Here is a 26939-nt window from a genome sequence, read left to right on the forward strand (position 1 = left end):
CCAGTGGAAGCGGAACTCAATCTTCGCAAGATCAAATTTGCCGCTTTTGACTTGGATGGAACATTAATTGATGACAGAGGCGAGCTCATTGGTGATGTCCATGGCGCAGTGAACATGCTGCGCCAAAGAGGCATTATTCCCATTATTGTGACAGGAAGAACATATGATTCTTTCTTCTCTCTGGATTTAGATCGATCTCTACTCGCCTTATTTCATCATGATGTTTTGCTGAATGATGGGAATGTCATTTGTCATCATGAAAAGAAAACATTTGAGGTGAAGCGGTATGTAGATGCTGCTTTATGCCAACAGATCATCGCATCACTCGATGGAAAAGCTGAATTTGTCATGGAATCTCATGGAAAGCACATGGCATCAAGTAAAAGCGCTAAGTTGAAATACTGCATGCTATACACCTTTCCACGAGAAAAAATAGAGGTTGGTCACAAGAAAGAATTCAACTTTGACCATGTAACTAAACTATTTATTTTACCAAAAGAAAAAGTGGATCTTGCTCAACAATTAAAAAATTGTCATTGCGACGTAGCAGATGCCCAGTTTTTAAATGCTCAAGTCATATCTCCAAAAGGGATTTGTAAGGCAGACATGCTTGAGCACCATTTATTCGATTGTTTTGGAGAAAGAGATTTAGATCGTGTGATTGCCTTTGGAAATGGTCATAATGACAGGCTGATGCTGAAGAAGGCCAAGTGGGGGCTAGCCGTTCAAGATAGTCATCCGTCGGCGATTGAGTTAAGTGATGTTCATTTACAGGAGCCTATTTCTGATTATCTATATAAAGTTTTACAATCATTTGAAACGACGCACGTTATCAATGAAAAGGGAGGTATTTAGTTGAGGACCTTTCAACTGCCTTTGCCAGAAGCATTAGAAGATACAATGATATCGGATTTTATGGAAAGAGTTTCATTTCTATCTGCTCATATTGTGCACGTGGCTCTTAACAAAGAGGAATCTATGATTGAAGTAACCGTAGATAAAATGGGAGACAAAGAGGCAATATCAACTGCGTTTTCGAATCTATCGTCAAATATCGCACAGCTGCGGAGATTTCGTGAAAAAGAAATAAAATCAAATATTCATTTATCTAGTGAGCCTGTTCATTCGAAACTAAGCGAGGAAGATCAAAAAAGAACCTTCTATGATGAAGTTGAATTGGAACTTTCAAACTACTTTGATCAATTATTTTTAAATATAGGGATTTCACTTGGAGCAAAAGTAAGGCGATACCCTTCGACGATCAGTAAAGATTTAATGGAAAAATGTAAGTATCATACGAATTTCCCGCAAAATATTTATTCTGTTTTTGAGATCCCTCATGATTATCAAATCATTGATGATATTCGAGAAAAGCATCATGGTTTTCAGCCTGAACACTTCCAGCAGGCAGGCCGTTTTTTACAGCCGTGTATTTGTTATCACTGCTATGAGGAATGGGAAGGGAAGACGTATACAGACAATCAAATGATGACAGCAACGGGGCAATGTTTTAGACATGAAATCTCTTGGAAAGTGGACCCTCTCAGGAAAATAGAATTTAGTATGCGCGAAATTGTCTTTATTGGTCATCAAGAATTTATCAATGAAACGAGAAAAACACTCCTTGAACACACATGGGAATGCTTTCATCAACTTGGTCTAAGTGGAAAGGTTACGACCGCAAATGACCCTTTTTTCTTTTATGATGATATGGATAAAGCGAATTATCAATTAATGGCTAATAGCAAATATGAATTAGTCGCTGTGACAGAAAAGAAAGACGTTTCAATCGCTTCTTTTAACGACTGCGGAGAAATGCTTTGCGAAAGGTTCCATATTAGCGGAGAAGATGGTCTACCGCTTTATTCAGGTTGTGCGGCATTTGGGATCGATCGTTGGGTTCAAGTGTTTTTACAAACATACGGTCGAAATCGAAAGGATTGGCCGAAAGATATGCGTCATTTAAAGGAGGAGCGCTATGCTGCAAAGTAATCTGACTCAAGAAGAACATACAGCTCTCACTTTATCCACTCCTTTTTTAAAAGCGAGTCAAATTGAAGAGATGCAGGAGCTTTTGTATAAGCAGCAAGACTGGAATGTCATTCTCGGAATGCTGCATGTTCACCGGACAGCAGGAATTGCGTGGAAGAATATTAAACGTTATGCCATTCATTTAAGAAAAGAGTTTAAAGCGACTTATTTTTTAAAGTCGTTAGAGATTATGTATAAGGGTCAATTAGAAACGGCTCGAGACAATATCAAGTTAAACGATCAGTTATTTCAAGCACTTGATCAAAAAGGAATTGAGTATGCCATTGTAAAAGGAAGTGTGATTGGCCAGTGGGCCTACGGTGATGTTGGGCTTCGCTTATTTGGGGACAACGATCTCTTTATCTCACAAGATCAGCTGCAAGAAACTGGACACGTATTAAACGAATTAGGCTATATTCAAGGTTCTTGGAACTATGAAACGGAGACAGTCACACCTGCCAAACGCAAAGACATCCTTTACCTCATCATGAACTCACATCAAACCTACACCTATATGAAACCTACACCAGATTGCCGCTTTATTGATTGTCATAAAATTGATGTTCAGTTTTCAGTTGACCTCATGACAGGAAACCGAACGGATTCAATCGTCAAAGAAATGCTATCTAGACGAATTCAAACATCTGTTGATCAGCACGATGTATGGTCTTTAAAAGAAGAGGATATGCTTCTTTTCCTATGTATTCATTTTTATAAAGAAGCGATTTATTTAAATGAAGTGGAGTCAATGAAAGACTTACTGCTTTATAAACTGCTAGATATATATGGCATGTTTATGAAGGAAGACCTACTCGATGTGGATTTGTTTGTCCGGCAGACGAAAGCGTATGGCTTTGAAAAGATGGTCTATTTTGCTTTTCATTATGTGAATGAGGTCTTTCCTCAAACGATTCCTGAACTTGTCATGAACGTACTTCAGCCTGAATCGCTTACTTATTTATCCGAAGTGCTGGATGCAAATGATGTCGTTCATACTTGGAATCAGCCAATTCGTAAACGATTCTTTCATATTAATCGATCTTTAGATATTAAAAAGCATTCTGTGCATAAGGAGTAGTGTCATGAAAGATCCGGCATCGCTATTTGATTTTAAGGGAAGAAATGACGTGATTTGGTATGGGAATATGAATCAAGAACAGAGCTGGGATCAAACAAGAGCTTTACCAGTCATGACAGATCATGTTCAAAATGAACTGGTTCTTCAGCAAGAACAGCAGCTGCTTTTGATTGCATCTAAAGAGCATCATGTCATCTTGCATCATCAGCCTGATAAAGCTTTTTTAGCCTATTTGGAAAATCAAGGTGTCCAGCTTCCGCATATGACTCAACTAGACCATTCATTTAAATTAACTGGACTTATTGTACCGTATCTTTTAGATGAATCACTTGAAAAAGAAGCATTGATTGAAAAAAGAACAATATACGGCTCAAATGCTACACTCGTAAAGCGATTCAATCATAAGATTTCTACTAGAAGATGGGCAGAAGAACATCAGTTTAACGTCACATGCGGCGCTATCTGTCATCATGCTGACGAATTAAAACAGACGTATGAAGAATTAAAGGCGAAGAATTTCTCAAAAATGGTTCTGAAAATACCTTATGGATCATCTGGGAAGGGGCTGCGTATTTTAAAAAATGACCGAGAATTTATGCAGCTGCTGACCTTTATTGAAAGAAGGAATATCGAAACGGATTTGCTCTTAGAGGGATGGCATCCGATTAAACGGTCCTTAAATGCCCAATTGCTCATTCAAGAGGAGGGGTCACACTTACTCTCCATTACAGAGCAGAAAATCAATGAGGACGGCATTTACTTAGGCACGGATTTTGCGCCTGTGTATGAATTGGACAAAAAACGTGAATACGAAGCAAGCATGCATCGAATCATAGAGCTTCTTTATGATGAAGGGTATCGTGGTGTGGTTGGTGTCGATTCAATTATTGATGAAAATGAACAGCTCATACCGATCATCGAACTAAATGCCCGGTTCACACAGGTCACTTATTTACTCCCACTGATTTGTCGTTTTTTTTCAACTTACGAATATATCGAAAGCCGCTTTAAACGATTCTCATGCAGCGCTGACCTGCCATTTGAAGATGTCTTAACGGAGGTAACAGAAGCACTCAATCCGGGAGAAGATGGCGGGTTCTTTATTTATACTTTTGGTAAGACGAGATCTGATGATACGTGGCACTATCGATTGTTTATCTTGTTTTACCATATGAAGAAGGACAAGCAGATTCATATGCTGACAATGTTTGATGAGATGGAATTTTCATCAGAAAGGAGGAGGAGATGTGCTGGAAAATGACTTTACGCTCTTAGAGAAAGCGAATCGTTATGGGACGCCGATGTATGTATACGATGGAGATGCATTGAAAGAGCACTATGAGCACATTACATCATGGCTCCATCAAACAGCTGAGGTGTTCTTTTCATTTAAGTCCAATGGAAATGTCTCGATTGCATCATTGTTACGGTCTTTTGGGGCTGGTATAGAAGTGGCTTCTGAAGGAGAGCTTTTCATGGCGATAAAAGCAGGTTATTCACCGCAGCATATCATTTTTTCTGGACCGGGTAAGCAGAAGGAAGAGATTGATACCGCTGTTCAGCATGAGATCTATTGTATTATCGCCGAATCTAAGGAAGAACTCACCTACATCGCTGAGTCTGCAAAACGTCAAGACAAGCAGGCATCAGTAGGCATTCGGATCAATCCAGAATCAATTGAGTCACGAGCCAAAATAAAAATGGGTGGAGTTCCAAGTCCATTTGGAATAGATGAATCTAAACTGAATGATGTATTTGATCTGTTTCAGAAGTATGATCATTCGCTGCTATTTAAAGGTATCCATATGTATCTGGGAACTCAAGTTCTTGATGAAACATCGCTTTTATCATCGTTTGAATACACACTTAACACAGCTGTTCGAATCAAGAATGAATATGGACGAACATGCCAGATGGTTGATTTAGGTGGCGGTTTTGGCATTCCGTATTTTCAGCATGAAACCCCGCTTCATGCTAAAAGGCTATTTCAACACGTAGCGGATTTGATTAGATCATATGAAACGGAGCTTGAATTTCCGAGATTTATTATAGAAATGGGGAGATTTCTTTTAGCAGAATGTGGTGTTTATTTAACAACCATACAATATGTAAAAGAATCAAAAGGGCAGCCGTTTTTAATAGCAGATGGTGGGATGCATCATCATCAAGCGATGACGTTTAGAGGCAGACTGCTCCGCAATAATTACCCTATGCGGCTCATCAAACATTCCAGCAACACCGCAGACGTAGTGAAACAATCAATTGTTGGTCCACTTTGTACCCCGGAAGATTTAATTGGCAGGCAGGTGGAGCTTCCGCAAGGGGAAGTAGGGGATCTTCTTTGTATTGAGAAATCTGGTGCATATGGACTGTGCTACAGCCCTACCTTGTTTTTAGGTCATTCTGCTCCGCTTGAGCTACTTTTGTTTGAGGGGAACGATTATGTTGTGCGAGATAGAGGGACCCCGGAAGATCTCTTATGGAAACAAAATAGATCACTCTTTAGACAAAGGAGGGGTGGAAATGAAACTGACAGAGCTTCGACAAGAAACGATTGATCGTCTCATTCTCCAATTTTCAGAAAGAGCAGGGCAGCTAGATGCCGAATCTCGGTTCCCACATCAGAATCTAGACGAGCTGATTGATTGTGGATTACATGTCGCCAATATGCCGAAACAAGACGGAGGTCTTGGATATGGATTTGAAGAAACGATCACCTTGTTGTCACACATATCTAAAGGGTGTGCGTCAACAGGCCTCATTATGGCGATGCATTACTATTCGCTCGGCGCATTTTCTGAAGTGCTGACAAGTGAGCAGCAGGCTTCGGTATTTAACGATATTCGGCATTCAGGAGAGTTCATCGCTTCTGTCAGCGATCCGAATGTGATTTTTATTTATCAGCGAAAGCAAATGGAGGGAATTCCAACCATCACCGCCGAAAAAACAGATGGCGGATATCTTGTGAGTGGAACTAAGTTTACTGTGACAGGTGCACCGCGCATTAAATATTTACCAATCTATTGTGAGTATGCCCCGTCGTCATGCACATCTCAATATGGAATGACGGCGCTCTTAATGACATTACCGAGTGAAGGTGCTGAGGTGGAGGAATCGTGGAATTATTCGGGAATGAGAGCATCGATGAGTCATCACATTCATTTTGATCAAGTGTTTATACCCGATCATCAGCTCATCGGGCGGGAAGGCTACGCAATAGAAGATACTGAACATTTAATCTATTGGTTTCGTTTAGCTGTTACCGCTGTTTATTACGGGATTGCAAAGGCAGCATATGAACATGCCCTCGGTATGGCATATAAAAGGAATGATCGAATTTCTAAGAAGAAATCAGCCTTTTTACCAGGTCAACAATTTCGTATTGCAGATATGAAAATGAAATTAGATGTTGCACATTCTCAGCTCATGGCCTGTGCCCAGCAAGCAGATCGAGAAAAGCAACAAACTCATTACTCGAGTGAGTTGTATACGAAGACGCTTATTACTAAACACTTTGTGACGCAGGCGGCAGAAGAAATCGTGGAGCTGGCTTCTCAGGTCGAGGGTTTTTCTTCATTACAGCAAGGATCTTTGCTCGAGCGCTTAAGCCGAGATGTGAAAGCGGCAAAATTTCATCCACCTTCAGAAGATGTATTAAAAGAAGTGATTGCGAAAAAAGAGCTGGGCATTATCCCGTTAAAAAATCGCTGGGTATGATGGCGTAAAAAAGGAGGAGACATATGTGGCTACTGCAGCACCTATTTACCGAAACAATTATTTAAACTGTTCTCAATTAACGATTGCAGCCATGCTTCTTAGAAAAGGAATTCAAATCGACAGGATTTGGAGGCAAGCTGGTCTTGTTTATAGATCTCAAGACCAAGGATTTGTTTTGATCGGTTCCTTTAAACACTTTCGTGAAGATATTCTGCATCATAATGGCATTCATTTAGAAGAAATTTTTTACACCGAAGAGGAATTAGACCTCTATATGAATCGGGTATTTAAACAGCATCCAAAGAGAGGCACTGTGTCTGTTTCTTTAGATATATTTGAATTACCGTACTGTCCATTTTTTGAAAGAGAACACGGATATCATACATTGGAAGTACTTGAGGTGAATGATGATCATGCGGTGATCAGTGACCATGCTTATTCCTATCATGGCACATTGAGTAAAGATCATTTGATGAAAGCCGCACGCTCTGTGTACGAACATACGCCTCGAACCGAAAATCGTTATAAATGGATCAAACAGGTTGATCTTGAGAAAGAACCGGATGTAATGAAAATTTTAAAGGAACATGTCGCCATATTAGAAGGTGCACCGCCACATTTTGAATTGCCTGGAGCTGTCACAGGACTTGGTGCTATCTCAGTCATTCAAAGAGATTATATTGATAGTATCAAAGATAATGAAAATGGTAATTTATTGGATAATGTTTATTTTGAAGGACTAAAGGATGTAGCCAACTCCAGAAAACATATGGTGACATTTTTATCATCTTATGAAAATGAGCATTTACAACCCCTTATTCAAGCATTTGAAGATGCTTATCAAAGCTGGACAGTGCTAGCTAATTTTACGGCTAGAGTAGGTCTCAGCAAAAATCCTCGCAGTATGATTGAAAGGACGTCGAATCGGTTTCAAAAAACATTAGAAGTGGAGACAAGCCTGCTCACGCAACTAAAAGAGGTGATTCAAAATGAAAACCTATCAACCCCTCACTCTTCATGATTATGTCAATAACAGAGGCATCACATATCAAAATGAATATGAAAAAGGCCAATTAACAATTGGCGGGGCTTCTTTGCCGGCTGAGCTGGTCATGAACGTGAAAGACTCTTTGGTCGAAGGCATTCCTTTTCAGTTTATTTATCAAGATCAAGGAGACAATATTGAATTAGAGGGCCAGTCTATTCAATTTCAGGCAGTTGAAGCAGAAGCGCTCCATGTCGTTGGCTGTTCATCTAATGGTAATCTCTACGAAAAGATGACATTATTACGAGAGGGGACCGTTGTCTTGGAGTCTCGTCTTTCATTAACCGATGTGATTGAACGTGAACCTGCATTTGATGATCGATTGGCTTATGCATTTGATTATATTCATACGGTAGCCGGCATCAATCATCATTTGACATCAAACCTATGGATTGATTCGCTTTCCTTCTCGCAAAAAATCGTTTTTGATGAAATCCGCTTTCAAGATAATCCATTTATGCATATTTTTGCAATGACGATCCAGCAGTCAGATCATTGATGGAAGGGAGCCATGTCTATGTGCGGCATTGCAGGTTATTGTCATTTTAACAAAGCACCACTTGATCCACACATTTTACTGAAGATGAAAAACGCACTTAGTGTACGTGGGCCTGATGATAGTGGTGTATATCAAGACGACTCAGTTGGTTTGGTTCATACGCGGCTTTCCATTATCGATATTCAATCTGGGCCGCAGCCAATAACAAATGAAGATGAGTCTATTTGTGTGATTTTAAATGGCGAGATTTATAATTTCCAAGAATTAAGAGAGGACTTATGGAATAAAGGTCATACGTTTCGTACGCTGACAGATACAGAAGTACTTGTTCATGGCTATGAAGAATATGGGATTTCTTTTATTGAGCAATTAAATGGAATGTTTGCAGCTGCGATATGGGATCAAAAGAAGAAAGAATTCTTTTTATTTAGAGACCGGTCTGGGATTAAACCGCTTTATGTTTCAGAATGTAGAGGAGGGCTTATTTTCGGATCGGAAATGAAGGCTCTTCTTCAGCATCCAGATATACAAATTGCCATTCAGCCAGAGGCTGTCCTTAGTTATTTATCCTTCCGTTATGCGATTGGCGAGCAAACTTTCTTTCAAGGAATTCAAACATTACCCCCAGGGGTCATCTTGAAAATAGATGAAACAGGAATGACAAAAGAGGCATATTGGCAATATCCTTTCCCATCTGATGGAATTGACAGAGGAGAACGTTATTATCAAAAGGGATTGTTTGAATTACTTCAAGATAGTGTGCAAAAACAAATGATGTCTGATGTACCTGTAGGAGCTTTTTTGAGTGGGGGAGTGGATTCGACTTCTATTGTTGCTTTGATGTCCAAATATGCGAACGAGAATATTCACTGTTTTTCGACCAGCTTTGAAGAGGAAGGTTTTTCTGAAGAAAGCTATGCCAAGCTCGCAGCAGAACAATACAACGTCAAGCTTCACTCGCATCGAATGAGTGAAGAAGAGTACTTTCAATTATTGCCAGAAGTTGTGAAACGAAGAGATCATCCTCTTTCCATTCCTCATGAAGTCGCTTTTTACCATATGTCACGTGAAGCAAAAAAGCATGTAACGGTTGTTTTGTGTGGTGAAGGAGCGGACGAATTGTTTGCAGGGTATGGACGTGTATTTAGGAGTCCTTCAGATTGGCGTAAAATTTTATGGCTTCAAAAAAACCGAAAGCTGTCATCCATCCTTTCAAAGGTATTATTTGAACCGTCCTTTCAGCAACAGGTGCATCAATTTATCCATCTTGATGGGGAAATGGAACATTATAAAAAAAGATATGCTTGGTTTACTGATAGTGAAAAAGAGCAGCTCTTAGGTCAGCAAGCTCATTCAATTGATTCTGCTGATTCGCACATGAACAAATTGATCGCCCAGTGCTTTAAAGAGATGGAAGGAGCTTCGTATGAAAACAAACTGCTCTATTTATTTCAACAAATCCATCTACCCAACTTGTTAGACCGGCTTGATATGATGACGATGTCACACGGACTAGAAGCACGTGTACCATTTCTTGATCATCGCATCATCCAATTTGTCAACGAAATGCCTTTCAAGTACAAACTTCCTTATAAAGGGCTACCTAGCAGGGTGCAAGCTTTTTTCCAATCGAGCCTCAAAACAAGTGAGGTCCAAGATATTCCGAAATATATGTTAAAAAAGACAATGGAGCAAACGGTGGATAAGCGTATATTATATAGAAGAAAAATGGGTTTTCCGGTTCCGGTGTATCATTGGATGAACAAAAGAATGGAAGAAATCGAAGAGAAACTTCTTGATCAACAAAGCTTTGCAACACAATTATTTCAAAAAGAGCCGCTAGAACAATTTTTGCGACATCATTCGAATCAGAAGAACAAAAATGGAGCGGACCAAAAAGTGTGGATGCTTTACAACTTGGAATTATGGCATGATCACTATATAAAAGGGGCGCGTCTTCCGCTCCAAACTAGTCATTAAGAGGCCCGGTCTATTCCCCCTCCGTGCTGCATATATGATATGGAAGGGGAGTGATGCGATTTTGAGGCTAAGTGAGCTGTCAGGAAAAGAGATCGTCGATATTAAAAGAGCGGAGCGGCTTGGCGTGCTTGGACAAACAGACCTTGAAATAAATGAACAGGACGGTCAAATTACAGCACTCATCATACCTTCCGTCAAATGGTTTGGCTTTCGAAAACAAGGAAATGACATCCGCGTTCCGTGGAATCACATTCAAAAAATAGGATCAGATATGATCATTCTCGATGTGCCTGAAGAACTTCAGCCGCACGGAGAAAAAGAGCACCCATCATAAAAGGGTGCTCTTTTTCTTTTCTCTCCCCGATTTGTTCACAGGCTGAATCCTCTCCTCATATGCTGAAAGGGAGATTCGGAAAATATTACAGACTTTTTTAAATAAAGAAGGTGAACGGTCAGTATGTTGAGCGGTTTAACGGTTGCGGTGATCGGGGGAGATGCTAGGCAGCTTGAAATCATTCGCAAGCTGTCACAGCAGCATGCCAAAGTGTTTTTGGTCGGTTTTGATCAGCTGGATCATGGATTTATTGGTGCTGAAAAGCTGAAAATGTCAGAGCTTCCATTTGAGCAGGTAGACAGTATGATCCTTCCGGTATCAGGTGCTACAGACGAAGGGGTCGTTGCCACCGTTTTTTCAAATGAGAAGGTCGTGCTAGAAGCTAAATATTTAGAAAGAACCCCTGCACATTGTACCTTGTACTCAGGTATTTCTAATATGTACTTAGACAATATGGCAAAGCAGGTGAACCGGAAGCTTGTGAAGCTGTTTGAGCGAGATGATATTGCCATATATAACTCTATTCCAACAGTTGAAGGGATTATCATGATGGCCATTCAGCAAACGGATTATACGATTCATGGGTCACATGTCGCTGTTCTCGGGCTTGGTAGAACAGGGCTCACCATTGCCCGCACATTTCGGGCGCTAGGTGCGGAAGTGAAAGTTGGTGCTGCGGATACAGCCCATTTAGCGCGAGCCTTTGAGATGGGACTTGATCCATTTTCAATGGACCGTTTAAAAGATGAAGTAACGGATGTCGACATCATCATCAATACGATTCCAAGCTTAGTATTAGATTCATCTGTCATCGTCAGCATGACACCAAAGACACTCATTTTGGATATCGCCTCCCGCCCAGGTGGAACAGACTTTGACTTTGCACAAAAGCATGGAGTGAAGGCACTTCTTGCACCAGGACTTCCAGGAATTGTGGCACCAAAGACAGCCGGGCAGATCATTGCAAAAGTGCTTTCTGGGCTCTTATGTGAACTTGCGGATGAAAAAAGGGGGATGGAATCATGACAACACTAAAAGGGAAAAGAATCGGCTTTGGTTTAACAGGTTCCCACTGCACGTACGAAGCCGTTTTTCCGCAAATCGAATCACTCGTGAAAGAAGGGGCAGAAGTGCGTCCTGTCGTGTCGTATACGGTGCAAAATACAAATACGAGATTCGGAGAAGGTGCGGACTGGATTGAGCGGATTGAGAAGCTGACAGGATTTCAAGCGATTGACTCAATCGTCAAAGCAGAGCCACTCGGACCTAAACTTCCACTTGATTGTATGGTCATTGCGCCTTTAACAGGCAATTCAATGGCGAAATTTGCAAATGCACTGACAGACAGTCCAGTCTTAATGGCTGCTAAGGCGACCATTCGTAATCATCGCCCTGTCGTTTTAGGCATTTCCACCAATGATGCACTAGGTTTAAATGGTACAAATCTCATGAGACTCATGTCGACAAAGAACATTTTCTTTATTCCATTCGGCCAAGATGATCCATTCAAAAAACCGACTTCCATGGTAGCGCATATGGATCTACTGACGAAAACAGTAGAAGAGGCGCTCGAGCATAGACAAATACAGCCCATTTTAATTGGATCAAACGAATAATAGATTCACTAGAAAATCATGAAAGATTCAAAAAAGGTACTTCAAGCCTTGCTTTTCTATGGTAAAATAAAATGTAAAAAGTCATAGGATGGCCATCCGAAAGAAAAGAATCATGGATGGGTCGGAAGGAGTTTTACTGATGGGAAGAGGATTGCATGTAGCTGTAGTTGGAGCGACTGGAGCTGTCGGTCAACAAATGTTAAAAACACTAGCTGACAGAGATTTTGAAATGGATACACTGACTCTACTATCCTCAAAACGTTCTGCTGGAACAAAAGTGACATTCAGAGGTCAAGAGTATACCGTTCAAGAAGCAACACCTGAAAGCTTTGAAGGGGTCAATATTGCACTATTCAGTGCGGGAGGAAATGTTTCCAAAGCGCTAGCTCCTGAAGCGGTCAAACGAGGTGCAATTGTTGTCGATAATACAAGTGCTTTTCGTATGGACGAAAATACCCCTCTTGTCGTACCAGAGGTAAACGAAAAAGATTTGCATGACCATCAAGGGATCATTGCAAACCCTAACTGTTCAACGATTCAAATGGTGGCGGCGCTAGAACCGCTTCGTCAAGCGTATGGCATGAAAAAAGTCATTGTGTCTACTTACCAAGCAGTATCAGGTGCAGGACATGAAGCCATTGACGAACTGTACAGCCAGTCGCAAGCCATTTTAAATAAAGAAGATGTGAAACCAGAAGTCATGCCTTATCAAATTGCCTTTAATGCGATTCCGCAAATTGATAAATTCCAAGACAATGGCTATACATTTGAAGAAATGAAAATGATCAATGAAACGAAAAAAATCATGCACTTGCCAGAGCTGCAAGTAGCGGCAACATGTGTGAGACTGCCAATTGAAACGGGTCATTCAGAATCGGTTTACGTTGAACTTGAATCAAATGACGCAACGGTTGATGACATCAAGTCCATCCTAAAAGATGCACCAGGCATCACATTACAAGATGATCCGTCTCAGCAAATTTATCCAATGCCTGCAGATGCTGTTGGTAAAAACGACGTATTTGTCGGCCGCATTCGGAAGGATTTGGATCGTCCAAATGGCTTCCATATGTGGATTGTATCTGATAACCTGCTAAAAGGCGCTGCATGGAACTCCGTTCAAATTGCAGAAAGCTTACGAGCATTAAAATTAGTTTAACATTCAATGGATGATGAGGACGAATAGAAGAGAGTTAGGCATCTTTCGCCTACTCTCTTCTGTTACGTCAGAATGAACTTGGAGTGAAAACAGTGAAAATAATTGTCCAAAAATTTGGCGGTACATCTGTCAAAGATGATCAAGGGAGAAAAAGGGCACTTGCACATATCTTATCTGCAAAAGAGAAAGGCTATAAATCGGTCGTTGTCGTGTCTGCGATGGGACGAAAAGGCGATCCTTATGCGACAGATACGCTGCTTGGTCTTCTTTACGGCAGTGCGCAGCATATGACAAACCGAGAAAAAGATTTACTCGTGTCTTGCGGAGAAAATATTTCAGCTGTTGTTTTTTCAAGTATGCTGAATGAAAACGGGCTAAAGGCTGTTGCGATGACAGGATCACAGGCAGGCTTTGTGACGGATCAAGAACATACAAATGCGAAAATTATTGATATGAAGTGTGAACGTCTTGAGGCGGCACTTGCTGCGCATGATGTGGTTGTCGTTGCTGGATTCCAAGGCGCTGCGAAAAATGGAGACGTGACAACAATCGGACGAGGCGGCAGTGATACGTCAGCTGCTGCGTTAGGCGCTGCATTGCAGGCAGATTTCATCGATATTTTTACAGATGTAGAAGGGGTCATGACAGCAGATCCCCGTATCGTAAAAAATGCAAAACCACTGAGAGTCGTGACATACACAGAAATTTGTAACCTCGCATACCAAGGGGCAAAAGTCATTCACCCTAGAGCTGTTGAAATTGCCATGCAAGCAAAAGTACCAATGAGGGTCCGTTCAACATACTCTGATGATGAGGGCACACTCGTGACATCACACTACTCAGATAAAATGAGTCATGATGTGTACGACCGCCTGATTACGGGTATTGCACATGTCAATGATGTCACACAAATCAAAGTCCCAGCTAAAGAGGGACAGTACAGCGTACAAACAGAAGTCTTTAAAGCAATGGCAAATGCACAAATCAGTGTCGATTTCTTCAACATTACACCGAGCGAAATCGTCTATACGGTGACAGGTGCAATGACTGAAAAAGCAACGGCGATCCTAAAAGATCTGGGCTATACGCCGATTGTCACGACAAACTGTGCAAAGGTATCAGCTGTTGGAGCAGGCATTATGGGTGTCCCAGGTGTCACATCTAAAATTGTATCGGCACTATCTGAGCAAAATATTCCGATCTTACAGTCCGCTGACAGTCATACGACGATTTGGGTGTTAGTGAACGAAGAAAACATGAGAGCGGCTGTCAATGCCCTTCATGAAGTGTTTGAACTTTCAAGATAAATGTGATTGAATCATGATGAGGTGAAAAAAATGAATTTCGGAAATATCGCAACAGCTATGATTACACCTTTTGATAAAAAGGGCAACATTGATTTCCAAAAGCTATCAATTCTCATTGATTACTTGTTAAAAAACGGCAGTGACTCTTTAGTCGTTGCAGGGACAACAGGCGAATCGCCAACTTTATCGACTGAAGAAAAAGTCGCTCTTTTTCAGCAATCGGTAAAATTAGCAAATGGTCGTTGTAAAATCATTGCAGGAACAGGCAGTAATAACACAAATGCGTCTATTAAACTAACGAAAAAAGCAGAAGAAGCGGGCGTTGATGCAGTGATGCTTGTCGTACCTTACTACAACAAGCCATCACAGGAAGGCATGTATGCACACTTTAAAGCAATTGCCGAGTCTACATCTCTTCCTGTCATGCTTTACAATGTACCAGGAAGAACGGTTGCTTCATTAGCACCAGAAACAACGATTAAGCTTGCGCAAATACCGAACATTGTCGCAATCAAAGAAGCAAGCGGTGATCTAGATGCCATGACAAAAATCATTGCAGAGACACCAGAAGATTTTGACGTTTACTCTGGTGACGACAGCCTAACGCTTCCTGCGGCAGCGATTGGTGCAAGAGGAGTCGTCTCTGTGGCATCTCATATCGTAGGCCTTGATATGCAGCAAATGCTAAAAAGCTACGCTTCAGGACAAACAGCGAATGCGGCATTGATTCATCAAAAGCTGGTGCCGATCATGAACCAGCTGTTCTCAGCGCCAAATCCAACGCCTGTCAAAACAGCTCTTCAGCTGAAAGGATTAGATGTCGGATCCGTTCGACTCCCGCTTTTACCTTTATCAGAAGAAGAGAGACTGAATTTAAGCAGCGTATTAAACAGCTGATCAAAACAAAAAAATTCGTAAGCGGTCATTCTCAGATGTCCCTGAGTATGACCGTTTTTTATACATAAACACTTTCTTAAAATGTGACTTCATCTTGTTTTCTAAAATTAGATTCAGTTATAATAGCATTAAGCGATGATGGACGGGCTTGAGACTAGGAGGATAAGAATTTTGAAAAAGAAAAATACAGAGAACGTAAGAATTATTGCACTGGGAGGCGTTGGAGAAATAGGGAAAAACTTATATGTCATTGAGATTGATTCCGACATATATGTTGTAGATGCAGGACTCATGCATCCAGAAAACGAAATGCTAGGCATTGACGTGGTCATTCCTGATATCTCTTATTTAACAGAACGAGCTGATCGGGTGAAAGCAATTTTTCTTACCCACGGACATGATGAAGCAATCGGAGGCGTATTCCATTGCTTAAGCAAATTGTCTGTACCAGTTTACGGCACGAAGCTGACCCTTGCGTTACTTCGAGAAAAGTTAAAGCAATACGGCTTCAATCAAAAAGCTGATTTGCGTGAGGTTCATGCAAAGTCGGTTATTACATTTGAAACAACAAAGGTATCATTCTTTAGAACGAATCACAGTATTCCTGATTCAGTCGGAATCAGCTTCAAAACATCTCTTGGTTCAATCGTATGCACAGGTGATTTTAAATTTGATCAAACCCCAGCGCTTAACCAAACCTGTGACATCGGAGAGATTGCGAAAATTGGAAACAATGGCGTTTTAGCACTTCTTTCAGACAGTGCAAATGCTGAAAAACCAGGCTATACACCTTCTGAGGCGCTCGTCCAAGACGAAATCTCAAATGCGATGTACAATGCTGAAAATCGTGTGATTGTCGCTGTATCTTCATCAAATATTAACCGTGTACAGCAGATCATTAATGCCACAAACCAAAATGGCCGTAAGCTTGCAGTAGCAGGAAAAAATATGATGACAACTCTTCAACTTGCGATCAAACTTGGTTATGTGACAGCAGACGAAGAATTATTTGTTCCAGTCCAAGAAGTGAAAAAAATGGCGAAAAACAGTGTGGTCATTCTCACAGCAGGAAGCCACGGTGAGCCTCTCGCTGCTTTAACAAAAATGGCGAAACAAAATCACAAACAGCTTCATATCGAAAAAGATGACACGGTTGTGATTGCGTCTACACCTCTTCCAGGACAAGAACTCACATATTCAAAAACGGTGGATTTTCTTACAAGAAGCGGAGCACAAGTGATTTTTGCTCAAAAACGTGTTCATGTATCAGGACATGGCTGTCAAGAAGAGTTAAAACTAATGCTGAATTTACTGAAGCCAAAGTATTTAATTCCAGTAAACGGCGAATATCGCATGCAAAAAGCACATTCTCGTATTGCTGAAGAAGTGGGAATGAAACGAAGCGACATTTTCTTAATTGATAAAGGGGATGTTGTGGAATTTAGAGGACAAAACGTAAAGATCGGTGAAAAAGTGCATCAAGGGAACATTTTGATCGACGGTCTTGGCGTTGGTGATATCGGGAATATTGTCTTACGTGATAGACGCCTATTGTCCCAAGATGGCATCTTAATTGTGGTCATTACGCTCGATAAACAAAAGAAACAATTAATTTCTGGACCTGAGATCATCACAAGAGGATTTGTGTATGTAAGAGAATCCGAAGAGCTGATTGTGAAAGCAACAGAAATGGTCAAGGGGATTGTGAAAGAGCAAACGGAAAACTCAATTGTTGAATGGTCAACACTGAAACAATCCATGCGCGATGTATTAAACCAATTCTTATATGAAAAAACAAAACGTAAGCCAATGATCATTCCAATTATTATGGAAGTGTGATGAGAAAAGCCCAAAGAGCACAAGCTCTTTGGGCTTTGTCTTCTTTTTAGCGTGATAGAAAACCTTTGCAGTCTAGAAAGAACGAGCACCGGAGCGAATTTGACATTCGTGAGTACCGAAGCGCAGGACTGACAACGAATGCGAGGGTTTGTCTACACGCTAAGCCCAAGGAGCACAAGCTCTTTGGGCTTTTTTGATGTGACGTGATGAATGCGGATGGAATGTGACGATCTTGTTCATAATAGGAGGAGAGTTTTTAGGAAAGGATGGAGACAAATGGACGAACAGAATGAACAGCAGCCTGAGCGAAAACCAGAAGAGAAAGATAGCATTATGAGCAAAATACAACAGCTTGGTGAAACAGCCGTCCCGCAGTTGTCACAAGATACAAACATACACTGCCTCACCATTATTGGACAAATTGAAGGGCACATGCAGCTTCCGCCACAAAATAAGACAACCAAATACGAACATGTCATTCCACAAATCGTAGCAGTTGAACAAAACCCAAAAATTGAAGGACTTCTGATCATTTTAAATACAGTGGGCGGCGACGTAGAAGCAGGACTAGCCATTGCGGAAATGCTCGCTTCTTTATCCAAACCAACTGTATCAATTGTGCTTGGCGGCGGCCATTCTATTGGGGTCCCAATCGCCGTATCGTGTGATTATTCATACATTGCCGAAACAGCAACGATGACCATTCATCCTGTACGCTTAACCGGTCTAGTCATCGGTGTTCCGCAAACTTTTGAATACTTAGATAAAATGCAGGAAAGAGTCATTAATTTTGTCACGAGCCACTCAAACATTACAGAAGAGAAATTTAAAGAGCTTATGTTCTCAAAAGGCAATCTGACAAGAGACATTGGGACAAATGTCGTTGGCCATGAGGCGGCAGAATACGGACTGATGCATGAAGTCGGCGGCGTTGGACAAGCGATTAAAAAGCTGAACGAGCTTATTGGAGAACGGGCTGCACAAAACGAGGGGCTGATCCAATGATTTTATATACACCTATGCCTTATGAAGCCATTTACGCTGAGGAACAAGGAGAACGCAAACTACAGCAGGTGCACATTCAAGGTGTGCCAGTGATGGTTGAAATGAAAGAAGATGAAGCGGAAATCGTTCAAGTGATGAGTACGAATCCAATGGACTTTTTGAATCAGGAGCTTGCACCAGGTAAGCGATTGAAGTTACATTTAGGTGCCAATCAAACCGACTCATATGAATGATTCTATGCTATAATAAAGGGAAAACTTACAACAAGATGCAGCCAAAACCAGGCTGCTTTCTTTCTGATCTTCAGGTAGGTTATATTTTCTTTTGTAGTAAGGTGATGAGTATGGCAAAAAAGAGAAAACGGAAAACAAGAAAAAAACAAAATAAACAGCTAAAACTGAAATATGAACTAAATGGGTTAGTCTGTATTGCCATAGCGATCATTGCCATTTTACAGCTAGGTGTAGTTGGACAAACCTTTGTACATCTATTCCGATTCTTTGCAGGTGAATGGTTTATTCTCTGCCTTATCGGATTATTTCTTTTTGGTGTGACGATCTTTTGGAAAAAACAAATTCCTGATTTACTGACAAGAAGAAAAGCAGGTTTATACTGCATGATTGCAAGTATCTTGCTTTTGTCACATGTGAAGCTTTTTCAGCATCTTTCAGCTGCAGGCGTGATAGGCTCTCAAAGTGTGATCAGAAATACATTTGAGCTATTCTTAATGGATATGAAAGGTGAGACAGGCTCGCCCGATTTAGGAGGCGGTATGATCGGTGCCGTATTATTTGCTGCCTCCTATTTCTTGTTTGCACAAGCAGGGTCTCAAATCATGGCCATTGTGCTGATGCTGATCGGAATTGTTCTGATCACAAACCGGTCACTGCAAGAAATGGTCAAAAAAGTGACGCTACCTGTATCACAATTTTTGGTGAAGCAGTGGAAAGCATTTATTGAAGATATGAAAGGCATAAGGCAGGCAAAAAAAAATGCACCTGCGCAGAAAACAAGTGAAAAGAAAAAACGTTCACGCTTGCAAGAAGAGGACAAAGAGGATCAGGATCATATGTTGATCGAGGAAGAAGAGCAGGCTTCTGACAATCGTCAGCCGATTATCTCAAGTTTTGCTGATCGAGATGACATGTTCACACCGCCGGTTCAAAAAGATCAGCCGGTCAAAGAGCGAGATCCTCTTCAAGAAACAGTACAAGGCACTCCGTCTCATGATACAGGGGATGAACCGAAAGAAGCTCCGCCTATGACGTTTACGGAGCTTGAAAACAAGGATTATGAGCTGCCATCGCTTGATATTTTAGCTGAGCCGCAGCATTCAGGTCAGCAAACAGATAAGAAGAATATTTATGGAAATGCAAGAAAGCTTGAAAAGACCTTCCAAAGCTTTGGTGTAAAAGCAAAAGTGACACAAGTTCATTTAGGGCCAGCCGTCACAAAATATGAAGTATACCCTGATGTCGGCGTGAAGGTAAGTAAGATCGTCAACTTAAGTGATGATTTAGCCCTTGCATTAGCAGCAAAAGACATTCGAATTGAAGCGCCGATTCCTGGTAAATCCGCCATCGGAATTGAAGTTCCCAACGCAGAAATTGCGATGGTTTCTTTAAAAGAGGTTTTAGAATCGAAACAAAATGACCGCCCAAATGCCAAGCTGCTCATCGGACTGGGCCGAAATATTTCTGGTGAAGCTGTGCTGGCTGAAATGAATAAAATGCCGCATTTACTTGTGGCTGGCTCGACAGGAAGCGGAAAAAGTGTATGTATAAACGGCATTATCACAAGTATTCTCATGAGAGCGAAACCTCATGAAGTGAAGATGATGATGATTGACCCTAAAATGGTTGAATTAAATGTTTATAATGGCATCCCGCATCTGTTGGCTCCAGTTGTGACCGATCCTAAGAAAGCCTCACAGGCACTTAAAAAAGTAGTCAGTGAAATGGAGCGCCGTTATGAATTGTTTTCTCATACGGGCACAAGAAATATTGAAGGGTACAATGATTACATTAAACGAATGAATCAATCAGAAGAGGCGAAGCAGCCAGAACTGCCTTATATTGTCGTCATTGTCGACGAGCTTGCTGATTTAATGATGGTTGCTTCCTCTGATGTGGAAGATTCCATTACAAGGCTTTCTCAAATGGCACGTGCTGCAGGGATTCATTTAATTATCGCCACACAGAGACCTTCAGTTGATGTCATTACTGGTGTCATTAAAGCCAATATTCCATCCCGTATTGCATTTAGCGTATCGTCACAAACTGATTCAAGGACCATTCTTGATATGGGAGGCGCAGAAAAATTGCTGGGCAGAGGGGATATGTTGTTCTTACCTGTCGGTGCGAACAAACCAGTTCGTGTACAAGGTGCCTTTTTATCAGATGAAGAAGTGGAACATGTCGTTGATCATGTCATCACACAGCAAAAAGCACAATATCAAGAAGAAATGATCCCAAGTGAAGAAACGCAAGATCAGCTTGGGGCTGTGGACGACGACTTATATGATGAAGCAGTTGAACTGATCATTGGCATGCAGACGGCTTCTGTTTCTATGCTGCAAAGGAGGTTCCGCATCGGTTATACCCGTGCCGCACGTCTTATTGATGCAATGGAAGAGCGCGGTGTTGTCGGACCATATGAAGGAAGTAAGCCGAGAGAAGTCCTACTCTCAAAAGAACAACATGACGAGCTCTCTTCATAATTCGAAGAGAGCTTTCCTAACATGAAGTTAACGATATATTGATTATGTTAACTGGATGTCAGACTATTTATTTATTTGCAAAAACATGATATAGTTATGTTCATCTTATCTCGGAATAGAGATTTCTCATCTTATCATTTGCATTGATTAGACGGAGGGAAAACATGTCGACCAAAACAGACAATCGCCATTTATATTTGAAAGTGATTGACCGTATTAAAGAAGATATTCAAACAGGTGTATATGCCGAAAAAGAAAAACTGCCTTCTGAGTTTGAGCTCTCAAAGCTTTTAGGCGTGAGCAGAGCGACCCTTCGTGAAGCCCTTCGTATATTAGAAGAAGAAAAGTATTTAATTAGAAGGCATGGTGTGGGGACTTTCGTTAACTCAAGACCGCTTTTTTCTACTGGCATTGAACAGCTGACAAGTGTCACAAAAATGATTGAACAGGTCAATATGACGCCAGGTACCATCTTTTTGTCCTCACAAGAAGGAGAGCCGACAGAGAATGATGTCATTCGTTTTCAGTGTGATGAATCCGAGAAGGTCTTTTCAATGGAACGCGTTCGAACAGCAGATGGACAGCCAGTCGTCTATTGTTTAGATAAAATTCCAGTCAAACATCTTCCCGCTTCTTTTACTCATGAGGAAGAATCGCTTTTTGAGCTGTTTGGCAGAGAACCGCACAGCGGAATTAAATATGCAGTGGCAGACATCGAACCGATTGGTTATCACGATCAGGTTTCACCGATATTAGAATGTGACCCAGAAACAGCGTTACTCTTACTGAAACAAATGCACTATGATCAAGATGATCAGCCGGTCTTATACTCGCTTAATTATTTTCGAGCGGATAAATTTAGCTTCCATGTCATACGTAAACGATTTTAACAAAGCAGTCGCTTCCATAGGCGGTTGCTTTTTGTTTGCCCATACATAAAACCCGTGAAACATGCCACACTAATACGTAACAGTATATAGAATTGGGTGAATGATGTTGGGCGAGAAAACGGTCAGTAAAAAGAATATTATTGCATTATCATCAGTGCCTCTAATCATGACACTTGGGAATTCGATGCTAATCCCCGTATTACCAGAGATAGAAAAGAAACTCTCAATCACTTCCTTTCAAGTGTCACTCATTATTACGGTATACTCCGTTGTGGCGATTTTGTGTATTCCGATTGCCGGTTATTTATCTGACCGAATTGGGCGGAAAAAGGTCCTTTTACCGTGTCTTTTAATCGCAGGACTTGGAGGAGCTGTGGCAGCTGTTGCCTCTACCATCATGAAAGAACCCTATATGTGGATTCTTTTTGGCAGGGTCCTTCAAGGAGTTGGCTCAGCCGGGGCAGCACCTGTCGTCATGCCGTTTATTGGCGATTTGTTTCATGATGATGAAGAGGTAAGTGCGGGACTTGGAGCCATTGAAACTTCTAATACAGCTGGAAAGGTACTAAGTCCTATTATTGGGGCACTTCTCGCTTCTTGGTTTTGGTTTGTGCCGTTTTGGTTCATTCCATTCTTTTCAATCATCAGTTTTGTGATGGTTCTGTTTATGGTTGAATCCGCAAAGAAAGAGGAAGATCCGCCTACATTTAAGGAGTTTTTAAAATCAACAAAGACGATTTTTAAGCATGAGGGACGCTGGCTTTATGCCATTTTTGCTATTGGCGGTTTTATTATGTTTCTTCTTTTTGGCGTGCTCTTTTATTTATCAGATAACCTAGAGGCGGCGTATCAAATAACGGGTGTCAAAAAAGGCTTGCTGCTAAGTATCCCGCTCCTTTTCTTATCAATCAGCTCGTATATTGCGGGGAAAACAATTGGGAAAGAAAAGGGGAAAATGAGGATATTTCTCATCGTTGGTATGGCTCTTTTATCACTTTCGTATATATTTTTATGGTGGAATCACAGTTTTTACGTGTTGTTTGTTTGCTTAAGTATTGGCGGCGTAGGGATTGGGATTGTGCTTCCAGCACTTGATGCGCTGATAACAGAAGGTATTGAAAAAGAGCAGTGCGGAACCATTACGTCATTTTATAGCAGTATGCGGTTTATCGGTGTTGCTTTAGGACCTCCAATTTACGCATTTCTTATGGATAAAGGAGACGCCATCGTTTTTATTCTATCGACCATATGTAGTCTCATTTCATTATTTTTGGTCCTCTTTTTCATCCAGCCAGATGAAAAGGATGAAAGTGAACAATTGAAAACGGTTTAAACATAGAAAAAAGACGGTATTTTGCCATCTTTTTTCTTTTTTATAAATTGACATGTAAAATTTTGATAGTTAAACTAATGTATAGTAATATCTTTTAAATTATCCCAAATAGGAGGTGTACTAAAACATTCAATTTCTGTCTTTGTTTAGGGCAGAAATTGAGCTCGTGGCTGATGATGAATATGTGTTTCTTCAACACGAAAGGACAATTGAATAGGTCATCCTGCCATTAGCACGTTGAAGGAGACGAAGTCAGCACTTCAGACACGCTCAAAAACAGCAAATTGATTGATGAACTAGAAGGAGCTTGAAGCAGCTATGTTGCAAATAATTAAAGCAAGATGGATTGTATTAATGGTGTGGATGATAACAGCTGTGATTCTGTTTATTACTGCGCCCAATTTAGAGGAATTAACAAGAGAAAAAGGGCAGTTAAAGGTTCCAGAGGGGACACCAACAGCTGAGGCACTTCACTTATTGGATAAGCTTTCAGATCATAATGGGAAAAAAGATACTGGTGTGATTGTATTCTCCGAACAACATTTGTTCCCTGCGAAAGAGCAGGAATTAAAAAAGGCTTTAGCTGCACTCATGACACATGCCCCAGAACTCCACATTGACGGAATTACTTCGTATTTTCATGTAGATCCTGACATTCAACAACAACTTTTATCAAAGGATAAAAGTACACTTCTTGTTCCATTCAAATTCGACCACTACGAAACAAAAGCTGTGAAGGTTAAAGAACGAATTGAGGAAGTTTTAAAGCCCTACAACGTTTCATATGAAATGACAGGTCAAAAATTTGTGGACTCAGATGTCATTAAAAGCTCTCAACAAGGTCTGAAGAAAACTGAACTTATCACGATGATTTTTATTTTCTTTATTTTAATAATTGTATTCAGATCGATATTGGCACCTGTTGTTCCGCTCATTACGATTGGCATCTCTTATGCTGTCAGCCGGTGTATTGTGGCTTTTCTCGTAGAATATACACCATTTCCTCTGTCTAATTTCACTCAGATTTTTATGGTAGCTATTATGTTCGGTATAGGAACGGATTATTGTATATTACTTTTAAGCCGTTTTAAAGAGGAGATTGGTCAGGGGCGTGATGTCAAAGAATCGATTATCATCACGTATCAATGTGCAGGGAAAACAGTCTTTTTCAGCGGCTTAGCTGTGTTAGTCGGCTTCTCAAGTATTGGTTTCGCAAAATTCCAATTGTACCAATCAGCCGTCAGTGTTGCCGTAGGCGTTGGCATCCTGCTCATTGCACTTGTCACAATCGTTCCCTTTTTTATGTCGGTTTTCGGAAAATCCCTTTTTTGGCCGTCTAAAAGAGAAAACATCCGCCATCCACAAAGTAAGATATGGGAATGGGCTGGGCGCTTTTCATTTAAAAGACCGCTCATCAGCTTAGGTTTAGTTGCACTCATCACTGTTCCTCCTATTTTGATGTATGACGGCACTCTTTCTTATAATAGTTTAAATGAGATTGGGGCAAAGTATGAGTCAGTGTCTGCATTTAATACGATATCAGAGCAATTTGGCTTTGGTGAAGCGCTGCCGCTGAATGTGCTTGTCGAAAATGACAATGAGCTCGATAATCAAGAAAAGATTGTCATGATTGAAAAACTGACCCGTAAGTTAAATGACATTGAGGAAGTAAAAGCGGTTCGCAGTGTCACTCGCCCAGTTGGTGATGGGTTAAGTCAGCTCTATGTTACCTCTCAAGCGAAAGAGCTGGGAGGAGAGCTTGGGAAAGGTCACGAGGGCATCGGAAAAATTACAGATGGCTTGACCGAAACAAACTTAGCACTTCTTAAACAAAAGCCAAAAATTGAAGAATCCGCTAAAGGGATTGATCAGTTGATTGATGGGACAAAAGCCATCAAAGGCGGTATCGGAGAAGTGAGGAAATCACTCATTTCTTTAGAGGATGGTGTGAGGCGCAGTAAAGAGGGCGTAGGAACCATTCGCACTGAAATCAAACAAGCGAAAAAAGAATTAGAGCATGAATATCGCAGAAGTGAAACGATGATTCAAGATCTTGAACAAGTCGTAAGCACACTGGAAGGTCACGCAACATCAAATGAGCAGCTGATGACAACGATTATGAAAGTGAAACAATCCTACGAAAACGTATCATTTGAAGGGCTTGAAAACCGGCTTCCAGAAATCAAAGATATGCTTGAATATAAAGAAATCAAAAAAGTATTCAAAGACACAAAAGGAATGCTCGATCAAGCTGGAGAGCAAATGAAAGTCTATGAAGAGGAAGCATCTGCCTTTAAACAAAAGATCAAGAAAGCAGATCAAGTCATTCAAACGGTCTCAAGCAAGCAAAAAGAAATCAAACAACAAGTAAAGGCGCTGATGACAGGTCTAGATCAAATTTATGATGGTCTGGATGAAACGAACAAAGGACAAAAACAGCTCATCAAAGAAATGCCTAAAATTGAAGATGGCGCAGATCAGCTGACAGATGGCCAAAAAGCCGTGAAAAAAGGGTTTAGCCAGCTATCATCTAAACTCTCCCTATTAACAGATGGATTAGATGAAAGTATTTCTGGACTTGAGCAAGTAAAAAGTGGCTTTACCGAAGCGGACAGCTACTTAAAACAGCTTCAGGAAGCACCAGATGAAGAAATAACGGGCTGGTTTATACCAGAAGAAGTACTGAAACGCCATGAGTTTAAGAAAATATTTAATACGTATATGTCACCAGATCGTAAATTAACAACCTTTGAAGTGATATTAAACGTAAATCCATACAGCAACGAAGCAATGAAAGGTGTTGCAAAAATCGAGGAAACCCTTGATCAATATTTACCTGTAAGTGGTTTGAAAAATGCCAAATACGGTGTATCTGGTATCTCCAGTTTAAATGTTGACTTAAAAGAAACGTCAGACGGTGACTTTATCAGAACGGTTATTTTCATGTTAATTGGTATCTTTATTATTTTAGTTTTATTACTAAGGTCAATCGTCATGCCGATATACTTAACACTTTCACTCATATTAACGTATTTTACATCCATTGGCTTAACAGAATGGATTTTCAAAACATTCTTTGGCTACGATGGTGTCAGCTGGGCTGTTCCATTTTTCAGCTTTGTTATCCTTGTGACCCTTGGCATTGATTATTCGATCTTCCTGATGGATCGTTTCAATGAATGGAAGGGAGAGCATGTTCAAGCATCCATGATATCAGCGATGAGAAATATGGGGTCCGTCATTATTTCAGCAGTTGCTATTTTAGCGGGTACTTTTGCTGCGATGCTGCCATCGGGTGTATTATCATTAGTTGAAATTGCAACGGTCGTACTCATTGGACTTTTATTATATGCTTTTGTCGTTCTACCACTCTTTATCCCGGTCATGGTTCGCATCTTTGGAAAATGGAATTGGTGGCCGTTTAGAATGAAATAACAACCTGCGTCTCTGCTTTTAGCAGAGGCGTTTTTATTTCCTATCCTTTCCTCTG

Annotated in this window: 22 protein-coding genes; all 22 read left to right on the forward strand. The window is 40.8% G+C overall.

Annotation, left to right across the window (positions count from 1 at the left end):
* Nucleotides 1-3: 3 nt before the first annotated feature.
* The 22 genes from NST57_RS08895 (at nucleotide 4) to NST57_RS09000 (ending at nucleotide 26884) form a co-directional block, all read left to right on the forward strand.
* The gene (locus NST57_RS08895) at nucleotides 4-855 is read left to right on the forward strand and encodes an HAD hydrolase family protein (protein ID WP_142155084.1); all 852 of its coding nucleotides are present in this window, start codon (nucleotides 4-6) and stop codon (nucleotides 853-855) included.
* Nucleotides 856-1992, forward strand: a complete 1137-nt coding sequence (locus NST57_RS08900) for an aminoacyl--tRNA ligase-related protein (RefSeq protein WP_142155085.1) — start codon at nucleotides 856-858, stop codon at nucleotides 1990-1992.
* Nucleotides 1979-3109 (forward strand): nucleotidyltransferase family protein, encoded by a 1131-nt coding sequence (locus tag NST57_RS08905; RefSeq protein WP_341298405.1) that lies wholly within the window; start codon nucleotides 1979-1981, stop codon nucleotides 3107-3109. The genes NST57_RS08900 and NST57_RS08905 overlap by 14 nt, the downstream gene beginning before the upstream one ends.
* Nucleotides 3110-3113: 4 nt before the next feature.
* Nucleotides 3114-4370, forward strand: a complete 1257-nt coding sequence (locus NST57_RS08910) for an ATP-grasp domain-containing protein (RefSeq protein ID WP_341298406.1) — start codon at nucleotides 3114-3116, stop codon at nucleotides 4368-4370.
* Entirely contained in the window at nucleotides 4357-5667 is a 1311-nt protein-coding gene (locus tag NST57_RS08915) for a type III PLP-dependent enzyme (protein ID WP_341298407.1), read from the forward strand. The genes NST57_RS08910 and NST57_RS08915 overlap by 14 nt, the downstream gene beginning before the upstream one ends.
* Nucleotides 5633-6826 (forward strand): acyl-CoA dehydrogenase family protein, encoded by a 1194-nt coding sequence (locus NST57_RS08920; RefSeq protein ID WP_341298408.1) that lies wholly within the window; start codon nucleotides 5633-5635, stop codon nucleotides 6824-6826. Before NST57_RS08915 ends, NST57_RS08920 begins: the two co-directional genes overlap by 35 nt.
* A gap of 25 nt (nucleotides 6827-6851) precedes the next feature.
* Nucleotides 6852-7847, forward strand: a complete 996-nt coding sequence (locus NST57_RS08925) for a hypothetical protein (protein WP_341298409.1) — start codon at nucleotides 6852-6854, stop codon at nucleotides 7845-7847.
* Nucleotides 7816-8370 (forward strand): hypothetical protein, encoded by a 555-nt coding sequence (locus tag NST57_RS08930; protein WP_142155091.1) that lies wholly within the window; start codon nucleotides 7816-7818, stop codon nucleotides 8368-8370. Before NST57_RS08925 ends, NST57_RS08930 begins: the two co-directional genes overlap by 32 nt.
* Before the next feature lie 12 nt (nucleotides 8371-8382).
* A complete protein-coding gene (gene asnB, locus NST57_RS08935) occupies nucleotides 8383-10350 on the forward strand; it encodes an asparagine synthase (glutamine-hydrolyzing) (RefSeq protein WP_142155092.1) in 1968 nt (655 codons plus the stop codon).
* Nucleotides 10351-10411: 61 nt separating this feature from the next.
* A complete protein-coding gene (locus tag NST57_RS08940; RefSeq protein WP_008344726.1) occupies nucleotides 10412-10684 on the forward strand; it encodes a YlmC/YmxH family sporulation protein in 273 nt (90 codons plus the stop codon).
* Between the two features lie 123 nt (nucleotides 10685-10807).
* Complete coding sequence (dpaA, locus tag NST57_RS08945) at nucleotides 10808-11710, forward strand: dipicolinic acid synthetase subunit A (protein ID WP_341298410.1); 903 nt, start codon at nucleotides 10808-10810, stop codon at nucleotides 11708-11710.
* Nucleotides 11707-12300, forward strand: coding sequence for a dipicolinate synthase subunit B (gene dpaB / locus NST57_RS08950; protein WP_017367267.1), 594 nt, complete (start codon nucleotides 11707-11709; stop codon nucleotides 12298-12300). The genes dpaA and dpaB overlap by 4 nt, the downstream gene beginning before the upstream one ends.
* A gap of 139 nt (nucleotides 12301-12439) precedes the next feature.
* On the forward strand, nucleotides 12440-13459 hold the full coding sequence (gene asd / locus NST57_RS08955) for an aspartate-semialdehyde dehydrogenase (protein WP_019744172.1): 1020 nt from the start codon (nucleotides 12440-12442) through the stop codon (nucleotides 13457-13459).
* Between the two features lie 92 nt (nucleotides 13460-13551).
* A complete protein-coding gene (dapG, locus tag NST57_RS08960) occupies nucleotides 13552-14766 on the forward strand; it encodes an aspartate kinase (protein ID WP_341298411.1) in 1215 nt (404 codons plus the stop codon).
* A 30-nt stretch (nucleotides 14767-14796) separates the two neighbouring features.
* Nucleotides 14797-15663, forward strand: coding sequence for a 4-hydroxy-tetrahydrodipicolinate synthase (dapA, locus tag NST57_RS08965; protein WP_142155096.1), 867 nt, complete (start codon nucleotides 14797-14799; stop codon nucleotides 15661-15663).
* Between the two features lie 171 nt (nucleotides 15664-15834).
* Complete coding sequence (gene rnjB / locus NST57_RS08970; RefSeq protein ID WP_142155097.1) at nucleotides 15835-17502, forward strand: ribonuclease J2; 1668 nt, start codon at nucleotides 15835-15837, stop codon at nucleotides 17500-17502.
* A 276-nt stretch (nucleotides 17503-17778) separates the two neighbouring features.
* Nucleotides 17779-18507, forward strand: coding sequence for a ClpP family protease (locus NST57_RS08975; RefSeq protein WP_008344713.1), 729 nt, complete (start codon nucleotides 17779-17781; stop codon nucleotides 18505-18507).
* Nucleotides 18504-18740 (forward strand): YlzJ-like family protein, encoded by a 237-nt coding sequence (locus tag NST57_RS08980; protein WP_142155098.1) that lies wholly within the window; start codon nucleotides 18504-18506, stop codon nucleotides 18738-18740. Before NST57_RS08975 ends, NST57_RS08980 begins: the two co-directional genes overlap by 4 nt.
* Before the next feature lie 110 nt (nucleotides 18741-18850).
* On the forward strand, nucleotides 18851-21226 hold the full coding sequence (locus NST57_RS08985; protein WP_341298412.1) for an FtsK/SpoIIIE family DNA translocase: 2376 nt from the start codon (nucleotides 18851-18853) through the stop codon (nucleotides 21224-21226).
* A 164-nt stretch (nucleotides 21227-21390) separates the two neighbouring features.
* Complete coding sequence (locus NST57_RS08990; protein ID WP_008344706.1) at nucleotides 21391-22116, forward strand: GntR family transcriptional regulator; 726 nt, start codon at nucleotides 21391-21393, stop codon at nucleotides 22114-22116.
* A gap of 103 nt (nucleotides 22117-22219) precedes the next feature.
* Nucleotides 22220-23449 (forward strand): MFS transporter, encoded by a 1230-nt coding sequence (locus tag NST57_RS08995; RefSeq protein WP_227820623.1) that lies wholly within the window; start codon nucleotides 22220-22222, stop codon nucleotides 23447-23449.
* Nucleotides 23450-23767: 318 nt separating this feature from the next.
* On the forward strand, nucleotides 23768-26884 hold the full coding sequence (locus tag NST57_RS09000; protein ID WP_341298413.1) for an MMPL family transporter: 3117 nt from the start codon (nucleotides 23768-23770) through the stop codon (nucleotides 26882-26884).
* The last annotated feature ends 55 nt before the right edge of the window (nucleotides 26885-26939 follow it).

Source organism: Bacillus sp. FSL M8-0077, from assembly GCF_038050255.1.
Classification (GTDB): Bacteria; Bacillota; Bacilli; order Bacillales; family Bacillaceae; genus Bacillus; species Bacillus altitudinis.

Bases quoted from the DNA above. Each gene is read 5' to 3' on its own strand.
- NST57_RS08905 (WP_341298405.1), top strand. From the start codon at position 1,979: ATGCTGCAAAGTAATCTGACTCAAGAAGAACATACAGCTCTCACTTTA.
- NST57_RS08910 (WP_341298406.1), top strand. From the start codon at position 3,114: ATGAAAGATCCGGCATCGCTATTTGATTTTAAGGGAAGAAATGACGTG.
- NST57_RS08920 (WP_341298408.1), top strand. From the start codon at position 5,633: ATGAAACTGACAGAGCTTCGACAAGAAACGATTGATCGTCTCATTCTC.
- NST57_RS08930 (WP_142155091.1), top strand. From the start codon at position 7,816: ATGAAAACCTATCAACCCCTCACTCTTCATGATTATGTCAATAACAGA.
- asnB (WP_142155092.1), top strand. From the start codon at position 8,383: ATGTCTATGTGCGGCATTGCAGGTTATTGTCATTTTAACAAAGCACCA.
- dpaA (WP_341298410.1), top strand. From the start codon at position 10,808: ATGTTGAGCGGTTTAACGGTTGCGGTGATCGGGGGAGATGCTAGGCAG.
- dpaB (WP_017367267.1), top strand. From the start codon at position 11,707: ATGACAACACTAAAAGGGAAAAGAATCGGCTTTGGTTTAACAGGTTCC.
- asd (WP_019744172.1), top strand. From the start codon at position 12,440: ATGGGAAGAGGATTGCATGTAGCTGTAGTTGGAGCGACTGGAGCTGTC.
- dapA (WP_142155096.1), top strand. From the start codon at position 14,797: ATGAATTTCGGAAATATCGCAACAGCTATGATTACACCTTTTGATAAA.
- NST57_RS08975 (WP_008344713.1), top strand. From the start codon at position 17,779: ATGGACGAACAGAATGAACAGCAGCCTGAGCGAAAACCAGAAGAGAAA.
- NST57_RS08980 (WP_142155098.1), top strand. From the start codon at position 18,504: ATGATTTTATATACACCTATGCCTTATGAAGCCATTTACGCTGAGGAA.
- NST57_RS08985 (WP_341298412.1), top strand. From the start codon at position 18,851: ATGGCAAAAAAGAGAAAACGGAAAACAAGAAAAAAACAAAATAAACAG.
- NST57_RS08990 (WP_008344706.1), top strand. From the start codon at position 21,391: ATGTCGACCAAAACAGACAATCGCCATTTATATTTGAAAGTGATTGAC.
- NST57_RS08995 (WP_227820623.1), top strand. From the start codon at position 22,220: ATGTTGGGCGAGAAAACGGTCAGTAAAAAGAATATTATTGCATTATCA.
- NST57_RS09000 (WP_341298413.1), top strand. From the start codon at position 23,768: ATGTTGCAAATAATTAAAGCAAGATGGATTGTATTAATGGTGTGGATG.